Here is a 26,731-nt window from a genome sequence, read left to right as displayed (position 1 = left end):
CCGAAGCTTCAATCTCTTATCCAGAACCCGTTGCGGGACGAACTGTCGCAGGTAGGAGCGCGGATTTAGGCACAGTTTCGATTGTCTGCTTGTGTTTTCGGGCGCTTTCCTGTCTTCAACAGGAAACCCAGAAAGGGGCCTTAATTTGCGCGCCGATCCTCACCCCCAGCAGGACCAACGCCTGCGGACACTCTATAATTATGAGATCCTCGACACCCCGCGCGAGGCGGAGTTCGACGAAATCGTCGAGCTGGCAGCCGAGATCTGTGAGGCGCCCATTTCGGTGATCAACCTGATCGACAAGGACCGCCAGTGGTTCAAAGCCGAGGTTGGGCTGAACGCGCGCGAGACGCCGCTTGAAACCTCGCTGTGCTCTCATGCGATTCTGGAAGACCCTTTCGTTGAGATTCCCGACACGCTCAAAGACCCGCGGATGGCGGACAACCCGCTGTGCACCGCGGGTGACGGGCTGCGCTTTTACGCGGGCGCCCTGCTGGTGGCGTCGGACGGGATGCCGCTTGGCACGCTGTGCATCCTTGATAACAAACCGCGACAGCTGACCGCGCTGCAACGCAAGGCCATGTCCGTGCTGTCCCGTCAGGTGATGAAACAGCTAGATCTTCGTATTGCCCTGCGCCAGCAAGAAGTGCTGATGAGCGAGGCTGACCACCGGGTGAAGAACTCGCTCCAAACTCTTTCGGCCATGGTCCGGCTGCACAGCCGCCACTTGGACGACGAGACCACGGTCGATGTGCTTGACGGCATCCAGCGCCGCGTCAACGCCATGGCAACGCTGCACGGTGAACTGCAATCCGTGCGCGGACGCGATGAGGTCGATGCACAGAAATACCTCGACAAGGTGGTTGGGCTTTTGCGCGAAACCGCACCGGGGCATGTGAAGATCAACTACAGATCAGACCCCGTCGTCCTGCGCTCGACTGCGGCGTCTTCCATGGCGCTAATCATAAGCGAGTTCGCGGCCAATTCGATCAAACACGCCTTCCCCGACGTCACGCCCGGCAACATCGAGATTGACCTGAGCCTGCGCGACGGGCGTTTTATTCTGTCTTGCAAAGATGACGGCATCGGCGCGGAAAACGAAGGCAAGCGGCGGGCCGACAGCATCGGGCAAACCTTGATGGCGGCGGCGGCCTCGCAGTTGAATGCGCAGGTGGATCACCGTCTCACGCCCGAGGGCAGCCGCCTCTCGCTCACGTTCTGAACACTGGCCCCGCGGCCACTGGACACGCCCTGCCCGCCTGATACCTTCGCGCCAAACTCACAAGCGCAAGGAATTTAAGCCATGTCCCTCGACGATGTTCTCGCCCGGATCGACGACGATCTGCCCGCCGCCACTGACCGTCTGCTAGAACTGCTGCGCATCCCGTCGATCTCAACCGATCCGGCCTATAAGGCCGATTGCGACCGCGCCGCCGATTGGCTGGTCGCGGACCTTAAATCAATGGGGGTAGAGGCCGAAAAACGCGCCACGCCGGGGCATCCGATGGTTGTGGGGCATGTGGGCGAAGGCAAGCCGCATCTGCTGTTCTACGGCCACTATGATGTGCAGCCGGTCGACCCGCTGAACCTTTGGGACCGCGACCCCTTCGATCCGGCGGTAGAGGACACCGACAAGGGTCGCGTGATCCGGGGCCGTGGGGCCGCTGACGACAAGGGCCAGTTGTTGACCATCATCGAGGCCTTGCGCGCATGGAAAGAAGTGAAAGGCGACTGGCCGTGTCGCATCACCTTCTTCCTCGAAGGCGAAGAGGAATCCGGCTCGCCGTCGCTTGTCCCCTTCATGGAGGAAAACGCCGAGGAGTTGAAAGCCGATGTGGCGATGATCTGCGACACCGGGCTGTTTGAGAGCAAGACCCCCGCCATCGTCACCATGCTGCGTGGGCTTCTGGGCGAAGAGCTGACCGTCACCGCCCCCTCCAAAGACCTGCATTCGGGCATGTACGGCGGCATTTCGATGAACCCGATCCGTGCGCTCAGCAAAGTGATCGCGTCGCTGCATGACGACGAAGGCCGCATCACCATCCCCGGCTTCTATGACGGCGTGCCGGACCTGCCCGAGGATCTGGAAGCGCAGTGGCAGGGGCTGGCCTTTGACCATGCCGCCTTCCTCGGCGACGTGGGTCTCAGCAAACCCGCAGGCGAACAGGACCGCACCCCGCTTGAGATGATCTGGTCGCGCCCGACTTGTGAGGTTAATGGCATCTGGGGCGGCTATACTGGCGATGGATTCAAAACGGTCCTACCGTCCGAGGCGCACGCCAAGATCAGCTTCCGTCTTGTCGGCACGCAAGACCCGCTCGCCATTCGCGAGAACTTCCGCAAGATGGTCACAGAGATGCTGCCCGAGGATTGCACCGTCGACTTCTCAGGCCACGGCGCTAGCCAAGCATCAGGTGTAGAAATTGGCCATCCGATGTTCGAACCCGCCCGCCAAGCGCTCAGCGATGAGTGGCAGGTGCCTGCGGCCTATATCGGCTGTGGCGGCTCGATCCCGATTGCGGGGCATTTTCAGAAGATTCTGGGCACTGAGCCGATGTTGATCGGTTTCGGCAAGGACGATGACCAGATCCACTCCCCGAACGAGAAATACGACATGGAGAGCTTTCACAAAGGCATCCGGTCTTGGGCCCGCATCCTTGATGCGCTGACGTGATCCCACCGGCGATCGGGCCTGCCCGGTCGCCAATTGCACCCCACTTGCGATCGGGCCTGTCCGGTCGCCAATATGCCGCCTTGGGCGATGCAAACCTACGGCGCGCGCCACCAGTGCGACCGCTTTGGTCGCAGTGTATGTCTACTATAACGAAGGGGAGAAAGTGGCGCGGTTGACGGGGCTCGAACCCGCGACCCCCGGCGTGACAGGCCGGTACTCTAACCAACTGAGCTACAACCGCGCGATGTGGGCGGAATAGGCCAAGGGGCGCGGGCCGTCAAGCGCATTCGCCCGAGAAAATGCGCTTTGGGAAAAGAAGTTTCGCGCGGTATTTTATGGAAGCTGGAAACGAAAAAAGGGACCTCGAAGAGGTCCCCTTTTCAGGCAGCGGTGGCGCGGTTGACGGGGCTCGAACCCGCGACCCCCGGCGTGACAGGCCGGTACTCTAACCAACTGAGCTACAACCGCCCGCTGCACTCTCCAGGTCGCCCCGGAGCGTTTGGGTGTTCTATGGTGAGGGCGCTCTGCCGTCAAGCGCGGTTTGTGCGAAAATATGAAATTTTCGCCAGGTTGTTCTTGGGGCGTTTGGGGGCCGGCTTCGCGGCTTCAGAATCCCGCGATGTTCGCCGAGGGTTCGGGGCGCTTTGATCGGATTGGTCGCTGCTGTTCAGAGGGTCGGGCAGCGGAATGGCATAGCTTTCTTAGCCAGCCACATTACACCCACAAGAATGGTGCATGGGGGCTGCACCAAGACGCTGCACAAGCTGCACAGGCAGTTCTTCTTAGTGGCCGATAGGACATCTCTTAACGGGAGGGGAGTGTTGGGCCGTAAAAGCCTCGAACTCCCGACCCAGACTGACCGCGGAGCGGACGGGCGTCGGTCGGGCCTACCACTGCGGCAGTCGATCACAACAAACAAATACGTGGGGGAGGTGGTGGGTCGTGAGAGGCTCGAACTCCCGACATCTTCGGTGTAAACGAAGCGCTCTACCAACTGAGCTAACGACCCGACTTGGACCTCATAGCGCAAGGTGGGGGCGGGCTTCAAGCCTATAATGTCAGCCTTTTTTGCTCACCTTTCTCAAGTCGGAACACCACCCCCTGCCCGCCTTGCATGTCCCGCAGCGCGCTTGGCGCGCGGTCCAGTAAAATAAGGCGTAGCATGCGCGATGTGATGCCATGTGTCACCAGCACATGAGGCCCGGTCAGACTGTCGAGAAAGCTGCGGCAGCGCTCATAAAGCGCCGCGAATCCCTCGCCATCGGGGGCATGTTCGTAAAGATCATAGGAATCACGCGCGTCTGGGGTTTGCCGCAACAATTTATCGCGCGACTTGCCTGCCCATGCGCCGATGCCGATCTCACCCAGTCGCGGGTCCGTCGCGACCTTCATTCCCAGCCCCGCCAGCGCAAGTTCCGCCGTGGCCACCGCCCGCCCCTGCGGACTGCTGAGCGCAGAAAATCCCGCCATATCGCAGCGCTTCAGAATCGCATTCTGTGCGGCGGCCTGCGCACGGCCCGTGTCGGTCAGCGGAGAATCGAAATGCCCTTGCAGTCGGTTGGCGAGGTTCCATTCCGTCTCACCATGACGCAGGATATAGAGCGTCGGGTGGCGGCTCATGCAGGGCATTCCAGAACGCTTTCTGTCCCGTTCTCCAGCAGATAGACGCAGCCCTGCCTGTTGCTCAGCCCCCCCGCTGCGGCCAGATCAAGGCCGCGCACCTCCGCCCGGAGCACCTGCCCCCAGAGCCCATGGGCAACCAGCACGGTGGGCGCGATCAGGCTATCAAGCAGCGCGCGGATCCGCCCGCGAAACGCCGGCAGCCCCTCCCCGCCCGGCGCGGCGGCGTAGATGTCCAGCGGCGCTGGATGGCGCGCGGCGAGATCGGGATTGGCGGCAAGAATCTCATCACGGGTGAGCCCCTGCCACGCGCCTGCATGGATCTCCACCAGACGCGCATCCGTTTGAAAAGACGCCCCATCCAGTGCAATCCGCGCAGTCTGCTGCGCACGGCCAAGCGGAGAGACGAGAATATCGGGCTTTTGCGCAAGGACCGCCGGCATCACCTGCGCCTGCTGCGCGGCCTCGGCGATGCCCTGATCGGTCAGCGGTGAATCGAGATGGCCCTGCAATCGGAACGCGCGGTTCCACTCGGTCTGCCCGTGTCGCAGGAACCAGATTTTGGGATGTGCCGACATGCTCTCTCCGCCGTGTTGTCCGTGGTATGGCCATTGATTGGATAAGGACCACCGCAGGACGGGGAAGGCAAGCCTGCCCGGTGGCTGGGATCATGCGCAGATGAGCCAGAGTGCCGTCACGCGGGACTGCCGATTGAATTTATTCAAAACGTAGGAAAATGGTGGGTGATAAGAGATTTGAACTCCTGACATCTTCGATGTGAACGAAGCGCTCTACCACTGAGCTAATCACCCTTGCGGGGCGAAGTAGCCAATTGCGGCGATGCTTGCAAGAGGGTTTGGCGCAAAAACTGTAGCGGAATGCGGTACGGCCTATGTCCTGCTAAAACGAAAAACGCGCGCCTCAAAAGGCGCGCGTTTGGGGGCGTTTTGATAGGCCAACCGGCTTAATGCGTGGTGGTCGCGTCCACGCCAGCGGCACGGGCTTTGATCGCGGCAGCCTCGGCGGCCTCTTGGGCGGCTTCGTCCCAGTCGATCGCCTTTGGCTTGCTCACCAGCGCATGTTCCAGCACCTCAGAGACGTGGTTTACCGGGATGATGGTCAGCCCTTCTTTGACGTTATCCGGGATGTCCGGCAGGTCTTTCTCATTCTCCTGCGGGATCAGCACCGTGGTGATACCGCCGCGCAGGGCCGCGAGAAGTTTCTCCTTCAAACCACCGATCGGCATGGCGTTACCGCGCAGCGAAACCTCGCCCGTCATGGCGATGTCGCGCCGCACGGGGATCTGCGTCAGCACCGACACGATCGAAGTCACCATCGCCAGACCGGCCGAGGGGCCGTCTTTGGGCGTGGCACCGTCGGGGACGTGCACGTGGATATCCAGCGTGTCGAACTTCGGCGGCTTGATCCCGATCTGCGGAGAGATCGAACGGACGTAAGAGCTTGCCGCGTCGATGCTTTCCTTCATCACATCGCCAAGCTTGCCGGTGGTCTTCATCCGGCCCTTGCCCGGCAAACGCAGAGCTTCGATCTGCAACAACTCACCGCCCACGGAAGTATAGGCCAGCCCGGTGACGACGCCGATCTGGTCTTTCTCTTCGGCCAGACCGAAGCGATGCTTGCGCACGCCAAGGAAGTCTTCGAGGTTGTCGCCGGTCACGGTGACGTTCTCAGCTTCCTTTTTCACGATCTTGGTCAATGACTTACGTGCCACCTTGGCGATCTCGCGCTCAAGGTTCCGCACGCCAGCCTCGCGGGTGTAGTAGCGGATCATGCCGGTCAGAGCGGAATCCTCAATTTCGAACTCCTTCTTCTTCAGACCGTGGTTCTTGACCTGTTTGGCCACCAGATGCTGCTTGGCGATCTCGCGCTTTTCGTCCTCGGTGTAGCCCGAGAGCGGGATGATCTCCATCCGGTCCAGAAGCGGCCCGGGCATGTTGTAGCTGTTCGATGTGGTCAGGAACATCACATTCGACAGATCGTATTCCACCTCCAAGTAGTGGTCTACGAAGGTGCCGTTCTGTTCCGGATCAAGCACTTCGAGCATCGCGGAAGCCGGATCGCCACGGAAGTCCTGCCCCATCTTGTCGATTTCATCGAGCAGGATGAGCGGGTTCGTGGTTTTCGCTTTTTTCAGCGCCTGAATGATCTTGCCGGGCATGGAGCCGATGTAGGTCCGACGGTGGCCGCGGATCTCGAACTCGTCACGCACACCACCCAGCGAGATGCGAATGAATTCGCGCCCCGTGGCCTTGGCGACCGACTTACCCAAAGATGTCTTGCCGACGCCCGGAGGGCCGACGAGGCACATGATCGGGCCTTTCATCTTGGACGAACGCTGCTGCACGGCAAGGTATTCAACGATGCGTTCCTTGACCTTATCCAGGCCATAGTGATCGTCATCCAGCACCTTTTGCGCACGGCTGAGGTCTTTCTTGACGCGCGATTTCACGCCCCATGGGATCGACAGCATCCAATCAAGGTAGTTGCGCACAACGGTGGCTTCGGCAGACATCGGGCTCATGTTCTTGAGCTTTTTGATCTCGGCATCGGCCTTTTCGCGGGCTTCCTTGCTCAGCTTGGTCTCGGCCACGCGGGCTTCGAGTTCGGCCACTTCGTTCTTGCCGTCTTCGCCATCGCCGAGTTCCTGCTGAATGGCCTTCATCTGCTCATTCAGATAGTACTCGCGCTGCGTGCGCTCCATCTGGGATTTGACGCGGGTCTTGATCTTTTTTTCGACCTGCAGCACGGACATTTCGCCCTGCATCAGCCCGTAAACTTTCTCAAGCCGCTCAGAAATGCTCAGCGTTTCCAGCAGGTCCTGCTTTTGCTCGACTTCGATACCGAGGTGACCGGCCACGAGGTCGGCCAGACGTGCAGGTTCGGCGCTTTCACCAACGGCGGCGAGCGCTTCTTCAGGCACGTTTTTCTTGACCTTGGCGTAACGCTCAAACTCATCCGCCACAGTGCGCAGCAGCGCCTGTGTGGTGGCCGCGTCGCCCGGCATCTCTGTGAGATACTCGGCGCGGGCCTCAAAGAAGTTATCGTTTTCAAGGTATTCGGTGATGCGCACCCGCGCCTGACCTTCGACCAGCACTTTGACGGTGCCATCGGGCAGTTTCAGCAATTGCAGCACATTGGCCAACACGCCGGCCTTGTAGATGCCAGCGGTGTCGGGATCATCCTCGGCGGGGTCGATCTGGCTCGACAGCAGGATTTGTTTGTCGTCTGCCATCACCTCTTCAAGGGCGCGGACGGATTTTTCGCGGCCAACGAAAAGCGGCACGATCATGTGGGGAAACACGACGATGTCGCGCAGCGGAAGCACCGGGTAGGATGCGTTCAGTGGCTCTAACATGCTCAATTCCTTATCTTAGCAAGACATCCGGGCCCCTGTCATAGGCGGCCTCTGACATCCCCTTTTCTGGACAGGATATGTGTGCATCCCATCCGCCTGTTTCAATCCCTTGCGGGGTATTAGGCCGCCATCATCGCGCTTCGGCGGGGTGGAGGCAAGCGCGCGTTGGGTTGATTTCGCCCCAATTCCGCGCGCCGTGGCACGGGGCGCCGCATGGGCGCCCCGTAATTGATCCCGTAATTGATCCCGTAATTGATCAGGCGTCGGCCTGTTCCAGTGTCGGATAATCGGTAAAGCCTTCGCGCCCGCCCCCGTAGTAGGTATCGGTATCGCCCTCGTTCAGCGGCCCGTTCATCTGCCAACGACGCGGCAGATCGGGATTGGCGATGAAGGGGCGGCCCACGGCGATCAGATCGGCCTTGTCATTGCCCACGGCCTCAATCGCCATCTCACGGTCATAGCCGTTATTGGCCATATAGGGCCCCTCAAAGAGCGCGCGCAGGGCGGCGATGCTTTCGCCTTCGTCCAGCTCACGCGAGCCGCCCGTCGCACCTTCGACGAGGTGCAGATAAGAGAGGTTGTAGCGGTTCAACCCTTTGACGACATACTCAAACGTCTCCTGCGGGTCGGTGTCTTCGATCCCATTGGCGGGCGAGAAGGGCGAGAGCCGCAGGCCGACACGTTCACCGCCCCAGACCTTTGTCACAGCATCCAGCACTTCAAACAGCAACCGCGCGCGGTTTTCCACACTGCCGCCATAGGCGTCATCGCGTTTGTTGCTGCCGGTTTTCAGGAATTGATCCAGCAGATAGCCATTGGCCCCATGCACTTCGACCCCGTCGAAACCGGCTTTTTTGGCCATTTCGGCGGCATGGGCGTAGTCCGCGACCAGACGCGGCATCTCATCCATATCCAGCGCGCGCGGCTCTGAAGTATCCTCAAACCCGTTGGCGGTAAAGGTTTTTACCCCCGCCGCGATGGCCGAGGGTGCGACAGGCTTGCCGCCCTCGGGCTGCAGGGAGGTATGGCTGATCCGGCCCACGTGCCACAGTTGGATCACGATGCGCCCACCTTCGGAATGCACCGCATCGGTCACTTTGCGCCATGCGGCGACTTGGCCTTCGGTATGGATGCCGGGGGTTTGGAAGTACCCTTTGCCCTCGGGGCTGATCTGGGTGGCTTCGGTGATGATGATGCCCGCTCCCGCGCGCTGGCGGTAATACTCGACATGCATGTCCGAGACTTCGCCAGTCTCGTTATCTGCACGGTTGCGGGTCAGCGGGGCCATCACCAGACGGTTGTCGGCCACAATCTCACCGGCGGTGAAGGGGGTAAATAGCTTCTCGGTCATATTCGGGCCTTTCCTTGCAATAGACTGTGCAAGGGCACCTAAGACCCTGCCGCAATGCAGCAAGGACCGTCAGCACAATTTCGCGTGAGAATACGCCGCCGCCCTGCCCTTAAAGCGGGTCGATATCGCCCTGCTCGCGCCCTGCGTGGAAGTCGGCCTGCCACTGGGTAAAGCGGCCCGCCGCGATGGCCTCGCGCATGCCCGCCATGATGTCTTGGTAGTATTGCAGGTTGTGCCATGTCAGCAGCATCGACGAGATGATCTCTTGGCTGCGGAAAACATGGTGCAGATAGGCGCGTGAGTAGTTTTGGCAGGCCGGACAGCTGCAATTTTCATCGAGAGGGCGCGGATCGTCCATGTGCCGCGCGTTCTTGATGTTGAGCACCCCCATCCGGGTAAAGACCTGCCCCGTCCGGCCAGAGCGTGAGGGCAACACGCAGTCCATCATATCAATGCCCCGCGCCACGGCGCCCACGATATCGTCAGGCTTGCCCACGCCCATCAGGTAACGCGGTTTGTCTTCGGGCAGCATGTCGGTGGCGAAATCAAGAGTAGAGAACATCGCCTGCTGCCCCTCGCCCACGGCCAGACCGCCGACGGCATAGCCGTCAAAACCAATCTCGCGCAGCGCCTCGGCGCTCTCTTGGCGAAAGTCTTGCTCAAGCCCGCCCTGCTGGATGCCGAAAAGCATGTGACCGGGACGATCTCCAAACGCCTCGCGGCTGCGCTTGGCCCAGCGCATCGACAGGCGCATGCTTTCGGCAATGCGGTCGCGGTCGGCGGGCAGCGCGGGGCATTCGTCGAAACACATGACGATGTCGGAGCCAAGCAGTTCCTGAATCTCCATCGAACGTTCCGGCGTGATTTCATGTTTTGAGCCGTCGATATGGCTTTTGAAGGTCACGCCACGCTCGGTCAGCTTGCGCAGCCCGGCAAGGCTCATCACTTGAAAGCCGCCACTGTCCGTCAGGATCGGCCTGTCCCAGTTCATGAATTTATGCAGCCCGCCCAAGGCGGCCACACGTTCCGCCGTGGGGCGCAGCATCAGATGGTAGGTGTTTCCCAGCAGGATATCAGCGCCCGTCGATGCCACGCTTTCGGGCATCATTGCCTTGACCGTCGCCGCCGTGCCCACGGGCATGAAGGCGGGCGTGCGGATGTCGCCGCGCGTGGTTTGGATCACGCCGCTGCGTGCCTTGCCGTCCTGCGCGTGTTTGGTGAATCCGGTGCTGGTCATACTCTGGCCCTCTCTGGCTGCGACTGGCGCGATAAACCAGTGGCGAGAAACATGCAATAAAGGTAAAATAGCGAGGATTGCGTAAAAATGATATCATTCAAAGGATTACGGCCTTGCCCCTCGAAGACATGCTGATCGGCCTTTTGGAGAATAACCTCGCTTGGCTTTTGCTGGCCCTGTTGGTCGTGATCCTGATCCTGAAATCGGTCAAGATCGTCCCGCAATCCGAACAGCATGTGATTGAACGCTTTGGCCGTCTGCGCGCGGTCTTGGGCCCGGGGATCAACATGATCGTGCCGTTTATCGATCATGTGGCGCATAAAATCTCGATCCTAGAGCGGCAGTTGCCTACCGCCAGCCAAGACGCCATCACCCGCGACAACGTGCTGGTGCAGGTCGATACCTCGGTGTTTTACCGCATCACCGAGCCGGAAAAGACCGTTTACCGCATCCGCAACGTGGACAGCGCAATCTCAACCACCGTGGCGGGGATCGTCCGCGCCGAGATCGGCAAGATGGACCTCGACGAGGTGCAAGCCAACCGCAGCCAGTTGATCACCACGATAAAAGCCAGCGTCGAAGATGCCGTGGACAGTTGGGGCATCGAAGTGACCCGAGCCGAAATACTGGACGTGAACCTAGATGCCGCCACCCGCGCCGCCATGATGCAACAGCTCAACGCCGAACGCGCCCGCCGCGCACAAGTGACAGAGGCCGAGGGCAAGAAACGCGCCGTGGAACTGGCCGCCGAGGCCGAGCTTTATGCTTCTGAGCAGACCGCCAAGGCGCGGCGCATTCTGGCCGATGCCGAAGCCTATGCCACCCAAGTCGTCGCCACGGCGATCAACGAAAACGGGCTCGACGCCGCGCACTACCAGATCGCGCTGAAACAAGTCGATGCGCTGAATGCCATGGGCAAGGGCGCGGGCAGTCAGACCATCCTTGTCCCCGCGCAGGCGTTAGAGGCCTTTGGCGATGCTTTCAAACTGCTCAGAGGGAAAGGCTGATGGCGGCTTGGCTGGCACTCTGGTGGGTCTGGGTCTGCGCGGCCTTGGCCCTTGGCGTGATTGAGCTTTTGCTGCCCGGTTCGATCTTCCTTGGCTTCGCGCTCGGCGCGCTTGGCATGGCAGTGGTGGTTGCGTTTTGGGCACCGGCCAATGTGGCCTTGATGCTGGCGATCTTTGCGGTTCTGTCGCTCATCGCTTGGCTGGTTCTGCGGGCGGTTTTCAAACGGCAGTCCAGCGGCGCGCGGATCGTCACCCGTGACATCAACGAAAACTAAACGCCCGCAAATGGCATGAACAAGCGTGGCGCAGCCTTGAATTGCCCGAACCCCCGCTACATTGCGCTATCCATGCAGCGGCTTGCCCTACTCTCACGCGCTTTCGCGTCTGTAATTCCTCGTTTTCTGGGGGCCTTTGTGCTGGCGCTGGCAATGCTCGCTGCCGCCGCCTCCGGACAGGCGCAAGAGGCATGGTTTGAAACGACCGAGCTGAACCCCGGCCTGCCGCCCCCGCCCGAGACACTGGACCGGGGCACGCCGATGGCCGCGCTGGAAAGCTTTATTTACCTAACGGACAATGGCCACTACTCCGACGCGGCGCATATCCTTGACTTGTCGGACCTGCCCCAAGCCGATCAGGCCGTCATCGGGACTGAACGCGCCTTTCAGCTTTCGGTCCTGATGGAGCGCAAGGTCGTCGTGCCATGGCGCAAACTGGCGGACCGGCCCGACGGTTGGCTCTCTGGCTCGGCCGAGGATAACGACACCGGGCGCGTGCGCCGCTCGCTGCTGATCGACCGGCTGGAACTGGGCGGCCATGATGTGCCCCTGCGGCTCAATCGGATCAAACCCGGAGAGGACGCCGAACCCGTCTGGGTCTTCTCGCGCCAGAGCACCGACAACATTCCCCACCTTCACGCGCAATACGGGCCAACGGAGCTTGAGACGATGCTGCCCGATTGGCTGCGGATCCGCGCCTTTTGGGGCATGTACCTTTGGGAGGTGCTGTTTCTGCCGCTGTTGTTGGTGGCGGCCCTGACGGCAGGCTGGTTCGCCTTTGGCTTTATGCGTCGTCTGGGCGAAGTGGCCAAGCGTCGCTGGATGCGCTTTGTACTACGGTCCTTCCGTTGGCCCGCCGCTATCGTGCTTTGCGCCGCGATTATCGGCACGGCCACCAGCCGGGTGTTGGTGGTGTCCGGTTTCATCGATGCAGTACTAAGCCCCATTCTGCTGATCGCCTATGTGACCGCCGCGACCCTCGCCATTGTCTTTACCTTTGACGAGATTTTCGACCGGATCAGCCCCAACAACGCCTATGAGTTGGCCGACCCGATGAACGCGCATATGCGGTCCATTGCCACCACAATCGCCGCTGCCCGCAAAGGGGTGATCGTGATCGCGGTGCTGGTGGCCTCTGGCGTGATCTTGGTCTCAAGCAATGCGGACAACACTCTGGGCCTGTCGCTGCTGGCCTCTGCCGGTGCGGTGACCATCGTACTGGGTTTCGCTGCGCGTGAAGTTCTGGGCAATATCCTTGCCTCCATCCAGATCGCGCTGAACCGTTCCGCCCGGATTGGCGACCAGCTGATCTTTGAGGGGCATTTTTGCACGGTAGAGCGGATCCACTTCACCTACGTGCAACTTTTGAACTGGAACGGTACCCGTCTGATCGTTCCGGTCAGCTATTTCGTCTCTGATGCGTTTGAGAATTGGTCGATCGAGGACCACGCCATGGTACGCCCCATCATCCTGACCCTGTCGCAGAATGCCGATGTGGCGGCGCTGCGCCGGGTGTTCTTTAATCTTTTGGCCCAAGAAGACCCCAATGACGTCAAACCGATGGACAAGGCCAAGGTCCATGTGCTTGAGCAAGACGCATTCGGCATCAAAGTTCGCTTTGAACTGCCCACCGACAATGCGGCGACCTTTTGGGACATCGAATGCCGGGTGCGCGAAGAACTCCTCGCCGCTGCGGCGCGGATGGAGAAAGAAGACGACGTCCGCATGTTGCCCCCCGCCCCCGCGGATATGGGCAAACCGTAACACAGCATCGCTTGAAGCGATCCCTGCCGCAGGTTAGGCAGGCAGACCAATCACCCAAGGAGCAGGCAATGGATAAACTGACATTCGGCTGGGAAGAATGGGTGGCCCTGCCCGATCTTGGCCTTCCCGCGATCAAGGCCAAGGTTGACACCGGCGCGCGCACCTCGGCGCTGCATGCCCACGATATTGAGGTTTTCGGCCCCGCCTCCAAGCCCAAGGTCCGTTTTAACGTGCATCCGATCTCGGGGCGCGATGATATTTCCATCACCTGCTCGGCGCCGCTCATCGACCGGCGCGAGGTCACCTCCTCCAACGGCGAATCCGAGCATCGTTTCGTGATCGCGACCACGATTGAAGTGAACGGCCAAAGCTGGCCCATCGACGTTACCCTGACCAACCGGGCAAGCATGACCAGCCGCATGTTGCTGGGCCGTCAGGCGCTGACCGAGCACATCAACATCTCGGCGACAGAGCGGCGTTTGCAGCCGGACCTGAACTATGACGTTTACCACACAGCCAGCCTGCGCCACACCGCACCACAGCGTGCCCTGCGCATCGCGGTGCTCAGCCGCGAAGACAATTACTCGACCCGCCGTCTGGTCGAGGTCGGAGAGGCCCGCGGCCATGTGGTTGAGGTCATCGACACCACGCGCTGCTATATGGCGATCAACCAGCTGGCCCCCGAGGTGCATTACGACGGCAAGCGCCTGCCCCGCTATGACGCCGTGATCCCGCGCATCGGCGCGTCAATCACCCCCTATGGCACCGCCGTGATCCGTCAGTTTGAGACGATTGGCACCTATTGCGTCAACGGCTCTGCTGGGATCACCGCCAGCCGCGACAAACTGCACGCGCATCAGGTTTTGGCGGCGAAAAAGATCGGCATGCCGACCACCGCTTTTGCTGCATCGCCCAAGGACACTTCAAACCTGATGGCTTTGGTGGGCACCGCACCGCTGATCGTAAAGCTGCTGGAATCGACCCAAGGCAAGGGCGTCGTACTGGCCGAAACCAAAAAGGCTGCCGAGAGTGTGATCGACGCCTTCCGGGGCCTGCGCGCCAACTTTCTCGTGCAGGATTTCGTCAAGGAAGCCGCCGGCGAGGATATCCGCTGCCTCGTGGTGGCGGGCAAGGTTGTCGCCTCCATGAAACGTACCGGGGCGGAGGGCGACTTCCGCTCGAACCTGCACCGGGGCGGTTCGGCCAAGGTGGTACGGATCTCGAAAGAGGAACGCGACACTGCCGTGCGCGCCGCGCGGGCCTTTGGCCTTGGCATCGCCGGGGTCGACCTGCTGCGTTCGGAAAGCGGCCCAAAGGTGCTTGAGGTCAACTCCTCCCCCGGGTTCGAAGGGATCGAAAACGCCACCAAGAAAGACATCGTCGGTAAGGTCTATGATGAGATCGAAGCCCGTGTGAAGCCGCAACCTGCGCGGCGTCGCAAAGGGGGCTGACCGGGGCGGCCCCTCGCCCTCCGGGCGTCGGGCCACTTTACGCCCCGCCCCGCAATCCCTATATAAAACGTCGAGAATGATGCGAGGCAAGAGATGACCGAACAGACCCAACCGCTCGAAGGGACACCGCTGATTGCGCCCTCTTCCACCGACCACCCGCTTTACGAGCAGGTCGTTGAGGCGTGTCGCACGGTCTATGACCCTGAGATCCCTGTGAATATCTATGAACTCGGGCTGATCTACACGATCGACATCAACGCCGAGAACGAAGTCGACATCAAGATGTCGCTGACCGCGCCCGGTTGCCCCGTCGCGGGAGAAATGCCCGGATGGGTCGCCGATGCGGTCGAACCGATTGCGGGGGTCAAGCAGGTCGATGTGGCGCTGGTTTGGGAACCGCCTTGGGGCATGGACATGATGTCTGATGAAGCCCGGCTTGAACTGGGCTTCATGTAAGCCCAGTTTCGCAGAGCGAACAATAAACGCCGTCGATGCAGGTCATCGGCGGCGTTTTTCTTTGGCCGCGTCGTGCCGAATGGGGGCGCGCCGGATTGTTCATTCGACTGACATGATCCGGTCGTGAAACCGTTACACAGCCCCCCCATAGAAGCGCTCAGAACTTCATTCACGAACGGATAACATTATGCGACCCCTTGTTTCTCTCGCCGCTCTGGCCCTCGCGCCCGGCATGGCGCTGGCCGAAGCTCATTCTGCAGCGACACCGGTCGAATACGGCCCCCGCCCCGCCTATCTGGTGGATAAGCTGCCCGAGGGCGACCTGAAGGACAAGCTGGCCTCTTGCATGGGTCAAGACGCCGCCAAGTCCGATTTCTCCATCGGGCACCGGGGCGCGCCGCTGATGTTTCCCGAACACACCGTGCAATCCAATGTCGCCGCCGCGCGGATGGGCGCGGGCATTCTGGAATGCGACGTGACCTTTACCGCCGACCATGAACTGGTCTGCCGCCACGCGCAGAACGATCTGCACACCACGACGAACATCCTCGTCTCTGATCTGGCCGAGAAATGCACCACCGGCTTCACCGCCGCGTCGGGCGACACGCCAGCCAGCGCCGAATGCCGCACCTCTGACATCACGCTGGCAGAGTTCCGCGCCCTGACGCCCAAGATGGACAGTGCCGACAAGACCGCCACCACCGCCGAAGACTATCAGGGCGGCGTCGCGAACTTCCGCACCGAACTTTACAGCGACAAAGCCGATCTGATGACCCATGCGGAATCGATCGACCTGTTCAAATCCTTGGGCGCCAAATTCACGCCCGAGCTGAAATCCCCCTCTGTCGAGATGCCCCATGACGGTTTCTCTCAGGAAGATTATGCGCAGAAACTGGTTGATGAATATGTCGCTGCGGGCATCCCGGCCTCTGACGTTTGGCCGCAGTCCTTCAACCTTGACGATGTGCTCTACTGGGTTGAGAACACGCCCGAATTCGGCAAACAGGCAGTTTATCTGGTACAATGGTCCGACGGTTTCGATGAGCAAAACGCCGAGACATGGGCCGAGGATTTCGCCGATCTGAAAGCCAAGGGCGTCAACTACCTCGCCCCATCGCTCAACATGATGCTGACCAACAAAGAGGGCGAAATTGCTGGCTCAGATTACGCCATGGCCGCGAAAGAAGCAGGCCTGACCCTGATCGCTTGGACGCTGGAGCGTTCCGGCCCGCTGGCCTCCGGTGGCGGTTGGTATTTCCAGTCGGTCAACGATGTTGTGAAAGACGACAGCGACTATCTGGTGGCGCTGGATGTGCTGGCCCAAGACGTGGGCGTGGCCGGTGTCTTCTCCGATTGGCCCGCAACCGTGACCTATTACGCGAACTGCATGGGCCTCTGATCCGCGCCGCGCGTTGGACCATCCTCAGGGCCGCCCCATCTCGGGCGGCCCTTTTCGTTGGCCGGGCTTGCATGGATTTCGCCTTCCTGCGACATTGCGGGAAACAAGGGGCAAGCCATGGAAACTTGGGCGATTTTTACCGGAGATATCGTGAAATCCTCCGCGATGAGCCGGGCGGAGTTGGATACTGTTTTCGCGCGTCTCGAAGACGCCGCCGAGGCCCTGACGACATGGCAAGGCCAGTCCAGCCGCATGACCCGCTTTCGCGGTGACGGCTGGCAAATGGCTGTAGCGCCAAAGTTCACCCTCCGCGCGGCCCTCGTTCTACGCGCCGCCGTGCGCCGCTGCGGCAAGACCGCAGACACCCGTTTTGGCATCGGAATAGGCGAGGCGCATTTCGCAGGCGACGACCTCGCTCGTGCCGATGGGGCGGCGCTGGTTCGTTCCGGTCACGCCCTCGACGCCATGCCCCGCGCGCGGCGCATGCATGCCCCGGATGCCACCCTCGCGTTGCGTGCAGCCCTCCCCCTCGCCGACCGGATCGCAACCGGTTGGACCAAGCGCCAAGCCGATGTCGCCTATTACATGCTGGCCCCTGAGCCGCCCGTGCAAGCGGAGCTCGCGCAGCGGTTTGGCCTGACGCAGCAGAGTGTTCAGGGCCACGTAGACGCGGCGGGGATAGATGAATTGCGAGAGGTTTGCGACGTGCTAGAGGAACAAAAAACAACCCAATAACGCTGTTATCAGGCATTACAGCCAAATATGCCTGTATTTATTCTTGGGAAAGACCCTTGCCACAGCCCGCTGCAGCTTTTCAAATAACAACCACCCCCAACAGCCGGACCCCTTATGACCGAACAGGCCATCGCCACCGCCCTCGCTTGCCTGCTCGCCCATTTGTTGGCGGATTTCGTATTTCAGACCAACGCGATGGTCGCCGCCAAACGCAAACCCCACATACTTCTGCTGCACGGTGTCATCGTCTTTGCCGCGACTGCGCTGGCCCTCGGGGGCAGCCTCCTCCCAGTTGGCCTTCTCGCCCTCGCCCATGTCGGGATTGATGCGATCAAAACCTACGCCGTTCCAGAGCAGCACCGCGAGCGGCTCTGGCCCTACCTCACCGATCAAGCGGCCCATCTTGCGACCATCGCGGTCTTCACCCTTTATACTCCAGAGGCTTTTGCCATTGGTCTCTGGGCTGCTCACAGCACAACGCTCATTCCGCCTGCCTTCTTCCTTGCGGGGCTGATCACCGCCACCCTTGCAGGCGGGCCTGCGGTGGGCGGCTTGATGTTGCCCCACAAAGCGCAGGCTCAGCCCGACGGCTTGGAGAACGCAGGCAGGGTCATTGGTCTGCTGGAACGCGCGCTTATCTTTCTGATGGTCATGATCGGCGAGCCTACGGGCATCGGATTTCTCATCGCGGCAAAGTCGATCCTGCGCTTTGACACGGTGAAAAAGAACCAGAAAATAAGCGAATACGTCATCATCGGGACGCTGGCCTCTTTCGGTTGGGCGCTCATCGTGGCCTTTGCTACGCTGGCGGCAATGAATTCCCTTTGACGGCTTGAGATCACCGCCCCGCATCCCTATCTTGGCCGCATAGGAGAATTTGACATGTTTGGCATTCCCGGCAAGCAAGCCGTCACCATGACCCCCAAAGCCGCTGGCCAGATTGCAAAACTGATGCAATCGGCGGGCCACGCAGGGCTGCGCATTGGCGTCAAGAAAGGCGGCTGTGCGGGCATGGAATACACCATGGATTACGTCGAAGCGACTGACCCCAACGATGAGGTCGTCGAACAGGACGGCGCGCGGGTGATGATCGCCCCGATGGCGCAGATGTTCCTCTTTGGCACCGAAATCGACTATGAGACAACGCTGCTCGAGTCCGGTTTCAAGTTCCGCAATCCCAATGTGACCGAAGCCTGCGGCTGCGGCGAATCCATCAAGTTCGACGAAAGCTTGGGCGCGAAGTAAGCGCGCCCGTCAGGCCCACGGCCTTGACGAAAGGCTGCGGGCCTGCGAACTGATCTAGCAATATCAACAGATCAGGACGGATCCGATGCGCCCCAAAATCGCCGCCGGCAACTGGAAGATGAACGGCACCGCCGCCTCTTTGGCAGAGCTTCACAGCCTTGCCACCGGCCTGCCCGAAAACCCGCCGCAGGTCGTGATCTGCCCACCCAGCACATTGTTGTTCCGCGCCACCGATGCGACCCACGGCAGCCCGATTCAAATCGGCGCGCAGGATTGCCATACCGAAGGTGCAGGTGCCTATACCGGTGACATCTCCGCCACGATGGTCGCCGACAGCGGCGCCACCCATGTGATCCTCGGCCATTCTGAGCGCCGCGACGCCCACCGGGAAACCGACGCCGACGTGCAGGCCAAGACCTGTGCCGCCTGGGCCGCGGGTCTCACCGCCATCGTCTGCATTGGCGAAAGCGAAGCCGAGCGGGACGCTGATCAAACGCTCGACGTCATCGGCGGGCAACTCGACGGCTCCCTCCCCGATGCGGTTGATGCGGAAAATACCGTGATCGCCTATGAGCCCATCTGGGCCATTGGCACCGGTAAAGTGCCCAGCATCGCACAGATCAAAGAAGTACATGACTTCATCCGCACGCGCTTGATCGATCGTTTCGGTGCAGAGATCGGCAATGCGCTTCCCCTGCTCTACGGCGGCTCGGTCAAGGCCGCGAATGCTGTCGAGATTTTCGCGGTGGAAAACGTCGACGGCGCGCTTGTGGGTGGGGCCAGCCTCAAGGCCGAAGACTTCGCGCCCATCGTGGCAGCGCTCGCGCAGTCCTAAAACAACCGGGGCGGGCAGTGGTGCCCCGCCCCGCGTTCTTAAAGCGGTAGCATCGTCGTCGACTTGATCTCTTCCATCGACAAAAGCGCCGTAACGTTGTGCACCTTCACCTCCGAAATCAGCGCCTGATAGAACACGTCATAGGCCCGCGCGTTCTTGACCCGCACCTTCAAAATATAGTCGATATCCCCTGCCAAACGGTGCGCTTCCTGGACCTCGGGCCGGTCTTTCAATGCCTGCAAAAACGCCGCCTGCCACGCCGCCTCATGCTCTGACGTGCGGATCAGAACGAAAAAACACGCCTCGAACCCAAGTGCCTCTGAATCAAGCACAACCGTCTGCTGGCCAATCACCCCGGCCTCGCGCAATTTGCGGATCCGATTCCACACCGGGGTCTTCGAAGAGCCCACTTCGCGGGCGATATCGTCCAGCGATTGGCTCGCATCCCGTTGCAGCTGCGCCAAAATCTTCCGGTCGGTCTCATCAATTCGGACAGTCATTCTCTTCTCTCTCGTCCCGGCAGGACGTTCATACTCAACCTACGGCCATAGCGAACACATGTTCTTATCTGCGCCAGCAACTAGCCAATTATCGGGAATATTTCCTATATAAGAGGTCACGTCAAACAGAATACAGGGCGCATCATGGATCACTTTCCCATCTTCCTCGCCACGAGCGAGCAAAAGATCCTCCTTTCCGGCGGCGGCGAAGCGGCGCTGGCCAAGTTGCGCCTGCTGATGAAGACCAAAGCCGCGCTGCATATCTTTGCGCCCGACCCCGCGCCAGAGCTTGTCGAATGGCAGGCGGCGGGCAAGCTGACCCTGCACCGCCGCGCCCTCACTGCCACCGACCTGCCCGGTGCACTATTGTTCTACGCAGCCGATGAAGATGACGCGCTGGATGCCGAGAATGCAGCCCTTGCCCGCGCGGCGGGCGTATTGATGAACATCGTCGACAACCTGCATGATAGCCAGTTCATCACCCCCGCCATCGTCGACCGTGACCCGGTGACCGTGGCCATCGGCACCGAAGGCGCCGCCCCGGTGCTGGCCCGCGCCATCAAAGCCGACTTGGAAGAGCGTCTGCCCGTCACCCTTGGCCCGCTCGCGCGGATCGGCAAAGGCTTTCGCAAGCTGGCCGACGCCCTGCCCATGGGCCGCGCGCGCCGCGATTTCTGGCGTGAGTATTACTTCGCCACTGGCCCCCGCGCCATGGCCGAAGGCAAGGACACCGTGCGCCCGGCGTTGAAAGACCTGCTGCAGACCCACCTCGCCCGCGAAGCCCGCGACGGCCATGTGGCTTTCGTTGGCGGCGGCCCCGGCGATCCGGAACTGCTGACCCTCAAAGCTCGCCGCGCGCTGGACGAAGCTGATGTGGTGATCTACGACCGTCTGATCAGCCCCGAAATCCTCGAACTCGCCCGCCGCGAAGCGCTGATGATCGACGTGGGCAAAGAGGGTTTTGGCCCCTCCACTGCCCAAGATCACATCAACGCCCTGCTGGTCGAACACGCCCAGAGCGGCGCACAGGTGGTACGGCTGAAATCCGGCGATGCCACCGTCTTTGGCCGCCTTGACGAAGAGATCGACGCGGTCGACGCCCATGACATCGGCTGGCACATCGTACCCGGCATCACCGCCGCCTCCGCCGCTGTGGCGGGCATCGGTCAAAGCCTGACCAAACGGGGCCGCAATGCCTCGGTCCGCTTCCTGACCGGGCACGACATGAAAGGCTTCGCCGATCACGATTGGGCCGCCCTTGCACGCCCGAATGAGGTCGCCGCAATCTACATGGGCAAGAAATCCGCCCGCTTTGTCCAAGGCCGCCTGCTGATGCACGGCGCCGACCGCGCCACGCCCGTGACTGTGATCGAAAACGCCTCGCGCGCCGATCAGCGGGTGCTGTCCACCACGCTCAACGATCTGCCGCGCGATCTGGCCGATGCCGAAATGACCGGCCCCGCGCTCACCTTCTACGGCCTCGCCCCGCGCGCCGCCGTCCAAGCTGCCACCCAAACCCCGCTAGAGGAGCTGGCCTGATATGCCCAAGCCTTTCACCCCCAAGGTCATCACCGCCAATGCGCTGCTCGAAGGCGACGTTGTCTACCAAACCGCCACCGGCTGGACCCGCAGCCTTTCCGAGGCCGAAGTGCTGACCGATGAGGCCGACGCCGATCTGCGCCTGATCGACGCGCTCAGTCAGCAGGATCTGGTCGTCGGCGTCTACCTCGCTGATGTGGCCCCCGAGGCCAGCGGCCCCAAGCCCACACACTTTCGCGAAGAGTTCCGCGCCAAAGGCCCGTCGAACTACGCCCACGGCAAACAGGAGACCCTGTGATGTATAGCTATACCGAATTCGACGACAAATTCCTCGCCGAGCGCAACGCCCAGTTCCGCGCCCAAGTCGAGCGCCGCATCGACGGCTCGCTCACTGAGGATGAGTTCAAACCCCTGCGCCTGATGAACGGGCTCTACCTGCAACTGCACGCCTATATGCTGCGTGTGGCGATCCCCTATGGCACGCTGAGCAGCGCGCAAATGGACAAGCTCGCCTTCATCGCCGAGAAATGGGACAAGGGCTACGGCCACTTCACCACGCGCCAGAACATCCAGTACAACTGGCCCGAGCTGCGCGACGTGCCCGACATGCTCGACGCGCTGGCCGAGGTGAACCTGCACGCCATCCAAACCTCCGGCAATACCATCCGCAACGTGACGGCGGACCATTTCGCCGGTGCCGCCGCCGATGAGGTGGCCGATCCCCGCCCCGTGGCCGAGTTGATCCGCCAATGGTCCACCGACCACCCCGAGTTCCAGTTCCTGCCGCGCAAGTTCAAGGTGGCCGTCACCGGTGCCGCCGCCGACCGTGCGGTGATCAAAGCCCATGACATCGGGCTGCGCATCGTCGAACGCGATGGCGAACAGGGCTTCGAAGTCATCGTCGGTGGCGGCCTTGGCCGCACCCCGATGATCGGCAAGGTGCTCTATGATTTCGTGAAGCATGACGACCTCCTACCCACGCTCGAAGCCATCGTCAGCGTCTACAACGTGCTGGGCCGCCGCGATAACAAATACAAAGCGCGGATCAAGATCACCGTGCACGAAAACGGCATCGAAGACATCCGCGCCCGCGTTGACGCGCAATACGCCCTGATCCGCAGCCAATTCACCGGCGTGGATCAACAAGTGCTGTCGCGCATTGAATCCGATTTCGCAGCACCCCAGTTCAAAACCGCCTCCCTCGCGGCCTACGAGTTTGCTTATACCAACGATCCCGTGTTCCGCGCTTGGGCCGATACCAACCTCGCCGAACACCGCGCGCCGGGCTATGCCATCGTGTCGATCAGCCTCAAGGCCCACGGCGCCACACCGGGCGATGCCACAGCCGACCAGATGCGCGTGATGGCCGATCTCGCGCGCCGCTTTGGCCATGACGAGCTGCGCATTAGCCACGAGCAGAACGTGATCCTGCCCCACGTGCACCGCAGCGACCTGCCCGAACTGCATGCCGCGCTGAAAGAGGCCAAGCTGGCTACTGCCAACATCGGCCTGATCTCGGACATCATCGCTTGCCCCGGCATGGACTATTGCGCGCTGGCCACCGCCCGCTCGATCCCCATCGCCCAAGAAATCGCCACCCGCTTTGACGAGCTGAAGCTGGAGCATGACGTGGGCCCGCTCAAGATCAAGATCTCGGGCTGCATCAACGCCTGCGGCCACCACCATGTGGGCCACATCGGGATCCTCGGCCTCGACCGCGCGGGCGTGGAGAACTACCAGATCACCCTTGGCGGCGATGGCACCGAGGATGCGAGTCTTGGCACCCGCACCGGCCCCGGCTTCTCGGCCGAGGAGATCATTCCGGCCATCGAACGCCTTGTTCTGGGCTACCTCGACCTGCGCAACGATCCTGCAGAGACCTTCTTGCAAGCCTACCGCCGCCTCGGGCTCGCGCCTTTCAAAGCGGTGCTCTACCCCGAGACGGCCAATAAGGACCGGGCCAATGCCGCTTGACACCCCTGAACTTCATCCTTTCTCAAATACCGATGCGCCGCCCCCCGAGGGGCTGCGCGCGGTCGAGGAAAAAGTCGCACGGCTCAACGCGGACCTGCGCCACCACGGGGCGACGGATGTCATCCGCCGCGCCTATGCCGAGATCGAGAACCTCACCCTCGTCTCAAGCTTTGGCGCGGAATTGGTGGCGCTCTTGCACCTTGCCTCAATGGTGTCGCGGGATATCCCGGTGCTCTTTATCGACACCGAGATGCTCTTTGCCGAAACGCTCGTCTACCAGCAGGAGCTGAGCGAGCGGCTGGGCCTGCGCAAGGTCACCACCCTGCGCAGCGCAGAGATCGCAGCACAGGATCCCGATGGCACGCTGCACCAGTATGACACCGACGCCTGCTGCGCATTGCGCAAAACGCGGCCCTTGCAGAACGCGCTGGCGGGCTATGACGGCTGGATCACCGGACGCAAACGCTTTCAATCCGGCAGCCGCGCGGCCTTGGAGTTCTTTGAAGTCGAGATCCCCGACGATGGCGCTGCCCCGCGCATCAAGGTGAACCCGCTGGCCTATTGGGCAACCTCGGATGTGGCCGATTACATCACCGAGAACCGCCTGCCCCGGCATCCGCTGGTGGCCAAGGGCTATCCCTCGATCGGCTGCGCACCCTGCACCTCGCCCGTGGCACCCGGCGAAGACCCGCGTGCCGGGCGCTGGCGCGATCAGAACAAAGAAGAATGCGGCATCCACTTTGAGAACGGCAAAGTGGTCCGAACAGGAGACAAATCATGAGCGTACTCGTAACCGACACAGGTTTCACCGCCGACGACTGGACCCATGGCTATTGCGAGGATGGTGCGGCGAATGATTGCCGCGCCGTCGATCTGGCCTCTGACGCCGATGCCCATGCCCTCTCCCTCGCCCCGGCGCTGGAGATGATCCGCGTCGATTTCCCCTCTTTCGCGGATGGGCGCGGCTTTACCATCGCACGTGTCCTACGCCTGCGGGGCTACACGGGCCGTTTGCGCGCCCGCGGGCACGTGCTGGCCGACCAATACGCCATGGCCCGCCGCGCGGGTTTTGATGAGGTTGAGATCGACGATGATCTCGCCGCGCGTCAACCTGAGGACCAATGGCTGGCCCGCGCCGATTGGCAGGCCCATGACTATCAGTCCCGCCTTCGCGGAGCCTCCCCACAGGCAGCGGCGGCCAAATAGGCCGCTTCATTGCCCTCCCCCCTTCCTTGCCATAAGTAGAGGCCGCAAACCGATTTGCGGAAACCATGATGACCGAGCAGAGCACAGTGAACCAAACCGCCGCCAAGCCCGTCCCGACGTTGCCCGACGCCCAGACCGTGACCTCTGTCACCCACTGGACGGATCAGCTTTTCTCGTTCCGGGTATCGCGGCCCGCGTCCTTGCGCTTCCGCTCGGGCGAGTTTGTCATGATCGGCCTGATGGGCGATCCGCACCCCGAGACGGGCAAACAAAAACCCCTGCTGCGCGCCTATTCCATCGCCTCCCCCGCGTGGGACGATGAGCTGGAGTTCTACTCGATCAAGGTGCAGGATGGCCCGCTGACCTCGAAACTGCAGCACATCCAGCCCGGCGACCAGATCATCCTGCGGCCCAAGCCCGTGGGCACGCTGGTGCATGACGCGCTGCTGCCGGGCGACCGGTTGTGGATGTTCGCCACCGGTACGGGCTTTGCCCCCTTTGCCAGCCTGCTGCGCGAGCCTGAGACCTATGAGAAATTCGATGAGGTCATCGTCACCCACACCTGCCGCGATGTGGCGGAACTGGAATATGGCCGCCAGTTGATCGAAGGGCTGAAGGCCGACGAACTGATGCAAGAGCTGATCGGCCCCGAAAACCTCGCCAAGATCCGCTATTACCCGACCACCACCCGCGAAGAGAGCCCCAAGATGGGCCGGATCACGAACCTTTTGCAGGATGGCACGGTGTTCAAAGATCTCGGCGTGCCCCAGATCAGTGCCGCCCACGACCGCGCCATGGTCTGCGGCAGCTTGGGCTTCAACAAGGATATCATGGAGATACTCGAAGGCTTTGGCCTCACCGAGGGCGCCAATTCCGACCCCCAGCATTTCGTCGTGGAAAAGGCCTTTGTGGGCTAACCCAGGTTAAGCCTTACGAAAGGTCGCAGCGTTACAAGTGAGTCGTCGGCGCTGCTTTGCCGACGCTCTGGCAGAACCCTGCGCATCCCAAAAACGCCCCCTTCCGCTGCACTGCGGCAGGGGTTAGCTGACGCCTTGCGAGCGCGGGGGACTGCCGCGCAAAACGCAACCACAGGCGAAAGGCACATCATGACGAGCACTGGGACCCCGACCCCAAAGAAAGTCTCCGATCTGGCAACTGAAAAGGCCGATCTGTCCAGCACAGCGCTGATTGGTATTTTCGGCAGCGACGCTACGCCCGGCGCGCTGATCCGCGAAGGCGGCGGCAAAATCTCCCGCGTTGAAGTGGGCGACCAAGTCGCTGGCGGCGTTGTTTCGGCCATTGGGCAAGGCACATTGGTGCTTTCCAGCCGCCGCGGCAACAAAGTGCTGCGCCTGCCGCAGGGCTGAGCGGCTCAAGGAGGCGCGACACCGCGCCTCTTGACCTGCCGCCCGGGGCAGTGCACATCGCGGGCATGAGCAAGACAGCATTGATCACCGGCGCGTCGCGCGGCCTTGGGGCCGCTCTGGCAGAGGCTTTGGCCCCCACCCACCACATCATCGCCGTCGGTCGCACGACCGGCGCGTTGGAAGAGCTGGATGACCGTATCCAAGCCGAGGGTGGCAGCGCCACACTGGCCCCGATGGACATCACCAACGCCGATGCGATGGCGGTGCTTTGCCGGGGCATCCACGACCGTTGGGGCGGGCTTGACCTCTGGCTGCACTGCGCCGTGCACGCAGCCCCACTAACGCCCACCGATCACATTGACGCCAAGGATATGGAGAAATCCATCGCGGGCAATGTCACCGCCACGGCGCGGCTGATCACCTTTGTCTCCCCGCTTTTGGGGGCAGAGGGCACGGCGGTCTTCTTTGATGATCCGCGTGCTGGCACGAAATTCTTCGGCAGCTACGGGTCGACCAAGGCCGCGCAGATCGCGCTGGCGACCTCTTGGCAGGTTGAAACCGCGCAGATCGGCCCGCGCGTGCATATCCTCACCCCCGACCCGATGCCCACTGCCACCCGCGCGCGTTTCTTTCCCGGTGAAGACCGCGCAGCGCTCAGTGACACCGCCACGCAGGCCGCTGCGGTATTGGCGCAACTGTCGGAAAACTCCGCCTTGTGAA

Annotated in this window: 26 protein-coding genes and 4 tRNA genes; 20 read left to right on the top strand and 10 right to left on the bottom strand. The window is 61.6% G+C overall.

Annotation, left to right across the window (positions count from 1 at the left end; all coding sequences use genetic code 11):
- Positions 1-145 precede the first annotated feature (145 nt).
- Positions 146-1,222 (top strand): sensor histidine kinase, encoded by a 1,077-nt coding sequence (locus tag R1T45_RS11990; protein ID WP_317390939.1) that lies wholly within the window; start codon positions 146-148, stop codon positions 1,220-1,222.
- Between the two features lie 81 nt (positions 1,223-1,303).
- Positions 1,304-2,674: a M20/M25/M40 family metallo-hydrolase gene (locus R1T45_RS11985; RefSeq protein WP_317390937.1), complete on the top strand. Its 1,371-nt coding sequence runs from the start codon at positions 1,304-1,306 to the stop codon at positions 2,672-2,674.
- 164 nt (positions 2,675-2,838) lie between these two features.
- Here the strand turns inward: R1T45_RS11985 and R1T45_RS11980 are convergent.
- The 9 genes from R1T45_RS11980 to tgt form a co-directional block, all read right to left on the bottom strand.
- Positions 2,839-2,915 (bottom strand) — tRNA-Asp (locus R1T45_RS11980).
- 150 nt (positions 2,916-3,065) lie between these two features.
- Positions 3,066-3,142, bottom strand: a tRNA-Asp gene (locus R1T45_RS11975).
- 465 nt (positions 3,143-3,607) lie between these two features.
- Positions 3,608-3,683: transfer RNA gene (locus R1T45_RS11970), tRNA-Val, on the bottom strand.
- A gap of 41 nt (positions 3,684-3,724) precedes the next feature.
- Entirely contained in the window at positions 3,725-4,294 is a 570-nt protein-coding gene (locus tag R1T45_RS11965) for a histidine phosphatase family protein (RefSeq protein WP_317390936.1), read from the bottom strand.
- Positions 4,291-4,872, bottom strand: a complete 582-nt coding sequence (locus R1T45_RS11960) for a histidine phosphatase family protein (RefSeq protein WP_120351286.1) — start codon at positions 4,870-4,872, stop codon at positions 4,291-4,293. The genes R1T45_RS11965 and R1T45_RS11960 overlap by 4 nt, the downstream gene beginning before the upstream one ends.
- Before the next feature lie 159 nt (positions 4,873-5,031).
- Positions 5,032-5,106, bottom strand: a tRNA-Val gene (locus R1T45_RS11955).
- A 152-nt stretch (positions 5,107-5,258) separates the two neighbouring features.
- Positions 5,259-7,670, bottom strand: a complete 2,412-nt coding sequence (lon, locus tag R1T45_RS11950; protein ID WP_317390933.1) for an endopeptidase La — start codon at positions 7,668-7,670, stop codon at positions 5,259-5,261.
- Between the two features lie 256 nt (positions 7,671-7,926).
- Complete coding sequence (locus R1T45_RS11945; RefSeq protein WP_317390931.1) at positions 7,927-9,021, bottom strand: alkene reductase; 1,095 nt, start codon at positions 9,019-9,021, stop codon at positions 7,927-7,929.
- 109 nt (positions 9,022-9,130) lie between these two features.
- Complete coding sequence (gene tgt / locus R1T45_RS11940) at positions 9,131-10,258, bottom strand: tRNA guanosine(34) transglycosylase Tgt (RefSeq protein ID WP_317390929.1); 1,128 nt, start codon at positions 10,256-10,258, stop codon at positions 9,131-9,133.
- 128 nt (positions 10,259-10,386) lie between these two features.
- On the opposite strand from tgt, the gene R1T45_RS11935 reads away from it, so the two are divergent.
- From R1T45_RS11935 to tpiA, 10 genes are all read left to right on the top strand, one after another.
- A complete protein-coding gene (locus R1T45_RS11935; protein WP_132444573.1) occupies positions 10,387-11,265 on the top strand; it encodes an SPFH domain-containing protein in 879 nt (292 codons plus the stop codon).
- Positions 11,265-11,540, top strand: a complete 276-nt coding sequence (locus tag R1T45_RS11930) for an NfeD family protein (protein ID WP_300051875.1) — start codon at positions 11,265-11,267, stop codon at positions 11,538-11,540. The genes R1T45_RS11935 and R1T45_RS11930 overlap by 1 nt, the downstream gene beginning before the upstream one ends.
- A 72-nt stretch (positions 11,541-11,612) precedes the next feature.
- A complete protein-coding gene (locus R1T45_RS11925) occupies positions 11,613-13,304 on the top strand; it encodes a mechanosensitive ion channel family protein (protein ID WP_317390927.1) in 1,692 nt (563 codons plus the stop codon).
- Positions 13,305-13,372: 68 nt separating this feature from the next.
- Positions 13,373-14,755, top strand: a complete 1,383-nt coding sequence (gene rimK, locus R1T45_RS11920; RefSeq protein WP_067626183.1) for a 30S ribosomal protein S6--L-glutamate ligase — start codon at positions 13,373-13,375, stop codon at positions 14,753-14,755.
- A gap of 93 nt (positions 14,756-14,848) precedes the next feature.
- The gene (locus R1T45_RS11915; protein ID WP_067626181.1) at positions 14,849-15,211 is read left to right on the top strand and encodes an SUF system Fe-S cluster assembly protein; all 363 of its coding nucleotides are present in this window, start codon (positions 14,849-14,851) and stop codon (positions 15,209-15,211) included.
- A gap of 187 nt (positions 15,212-15,398) precedes the next feature.
- Entirely contained in the window at positions 15,399-16,610 is a 1,212-nt protein-coding gene (locus tag R1T45_RS11910; protein WP_317390924.1) for a glycerophosphodiester phosphodiesterase family protein, read from the top strand.
- Positions 16,611-16,727: 117 nt separating this feature from the next.
- Positions 16,728-17,345: a hypothetical protein gene (locus R1T45_RS11905; RefSeq protein ID WP_317390922.1), complete on the top strand. Its 618-nt coding sequence runs from the start codon at positions 16,728-16,730 to the stop codon at positions 17,343-17,345.
- Between the two features lie 114 nt (positions 17,346-17,459).
- Positions 17,460-18,173: a DUF3307 domain-containing protein gene (locus R1T45_RS11900; RefSeq protein WP_317390920.1), complete on the top strand. Its 714-nt coding sequence runs from the start codon at positions 17,460-17,462 to the stop codon at positions 18,171-18,173.
- 54 nt (positions 18,174-18,227) lie between these two features.
- Positions 18,228-18,590 carry a HesB/IscA family protein gene (locus R1T45_RS11895; protein ID WP_120351297.1) on the top strand — a complete coding sequence of 121 codons (363 nt, stop codon included), beginning with the start codon at positions 18,228-18,230 and terminating at the stop codon, positions 18,588-18,590.
- Between the two features lie 85 nt (positions 18,591-18,675).
- Positions 18,676-19,425: a triose-phosphate isomerase gene (gene tpiA, locus R1T45_RS11890; RefSeq protein WP_132444533.1), complete on the top strand. Its 750-nt coding sequence runs from the start codon at positions 18,676-18,678 to the stop codon at positions 19,423-19,425.
- A 38-nt stretch (positions 19,426-19,463) separates the two neighbouring features.
- On the opposite strand, the gene R1T45_RS11885 is transcribed toward tpiA, so the two are convergent.
- The gene (locus tag R1T45_RS11885; RefSeq protein WP_067265010.1) at positions 19,464-19,925 is read right to left on the bottom strand and encodes an Lrp/AsnC family transcriptional regulator; all 462 of its coding nucleotides are present in this window, start codon (positions 19,923-19,925) and stop codon (positions 19,464-19,466) included.
- A gap of 144 nt (positions 19,926-20,069) precedes the next feature.
- Here R1T45_RS11885 and cysG point away from each other — a divergent pair, with 144 nt between their 5' ends.
- The 8 genes from cysG to R1T45_RS11845 all read left to right on the top strand — a co-directional run bounded on the left by cysG (position 20,070) and on the right by R1T45_RS11845 (position 26,730).
- The gene (cysG, locus tag R1T45_RS11880; RefSeq protein WP_317390918.1) at positions 20,070-21,464 is read left to right on the top strand and encodes a siroheme synthase CysG; all 1,395 of its coding nucleotides are present in this window, start codon (positions 20,070-20,072) and stop codon (positions 21,462-21,464) included.
- Between the two features lies 1 nt (position 21,465).
- A complete protein-coding gene (locus R1T45_RS11875; protein ID WP_120351300.1) occupies positions 21,466-21,762 on the top strand; it encodes a DUF2849 domain-containing protein in 297 nt (98 codons plus the stop codon).
- Positions 21,762-23,438, top strand: coding sequence for a nitrite/sulfite reductase (locus R1T45_RS11870; protein WP_317390917.1), 1,677 nt, complete (start codon positions 21,762-21,764; stop codon positions 23,436-23,438). The genes R1T45_RS11875 and R1T45_RS11870 overlap by 1 nt, the downstream gene beginning before the upstream one ends.
- Positions 23,428-24,219, top strand: a complete 792-nt coding sequence (locus tag R1T45_RS11865) for a phosphoadenylyl-sulfate reductase (protein WP_317390916.1) — start codon at positions 23,428-23,430, stop codon at positions 24,217-24,219. Before R1T45_RS11870 ends, R1T45_RS11865 begins: the two co-directional genes overlap by 11 nt.
- Positions 24,216-24,644, top strand: coding sequence for a DUF934 domain-containing protein (locus R1T45_RS11860; RefSeq protein WP_120351302.1), 429 nt, complete (start codon positions 24,216-24,218; stop codon positions 24,642-24,644). Before R1T45_RS11865 ends, R1T45_RS11860 begins: the two co-directional genes overlap by 4 nt.
- Before the next feature lie 68 nt (positions 24,645-24,712).
- A complete protein-coding gene (locus R1T45_RS11855; RefSeq protein ID WP_317390915.1) occupies positions 24,713-25,561 on the top strand; it encodes a ferredoxin--NADP reductase in 849 nt (282 codons plus the stop codon).
- 189 nt (positions 25,562-25,750) lie between these two features.
- A complete protein-coding gene (locus tag R1T45_RS11850) occupies positions 25,751-26,011 on the top strand; it encodes a pilus assembly protein PilZ (RefSeq protein ID WP_317390914.1) in 261 nt (86 codons plus the stop codon).
- A 65-nt stretch (positions 26,012-26,076) separates the two neighbouring features.
- Positions 26,077-26,730 (top strand): SDR family NAD(P)-dependent oxidoreductase, encoded by a 654-nt coding sequence (locus R1T45_RS11845; protein ID WP_120351303.1) that lies wholly within the window; start codon positions 26,077-26,079, stop codon positions 26,728-26,730.
- Position 26,731: the final 1 nt, after the last annotated feature.

It is taken from the genome of Sulfitobacter sp. LC.270.F.C4 (genome assembly GCF_032922545.1).
GTDB classification, from domain to species: domain Bacteria; phylum Pseudomonadota; class Alphaproteobacteria; order Rhodobacterales; family Rhodobacteraceae; genus Sulfitobacter; species Sulfitobacter profundi.
This window is presented reverse-complemented; position numbering and strand designations above follow the sequence as displayed.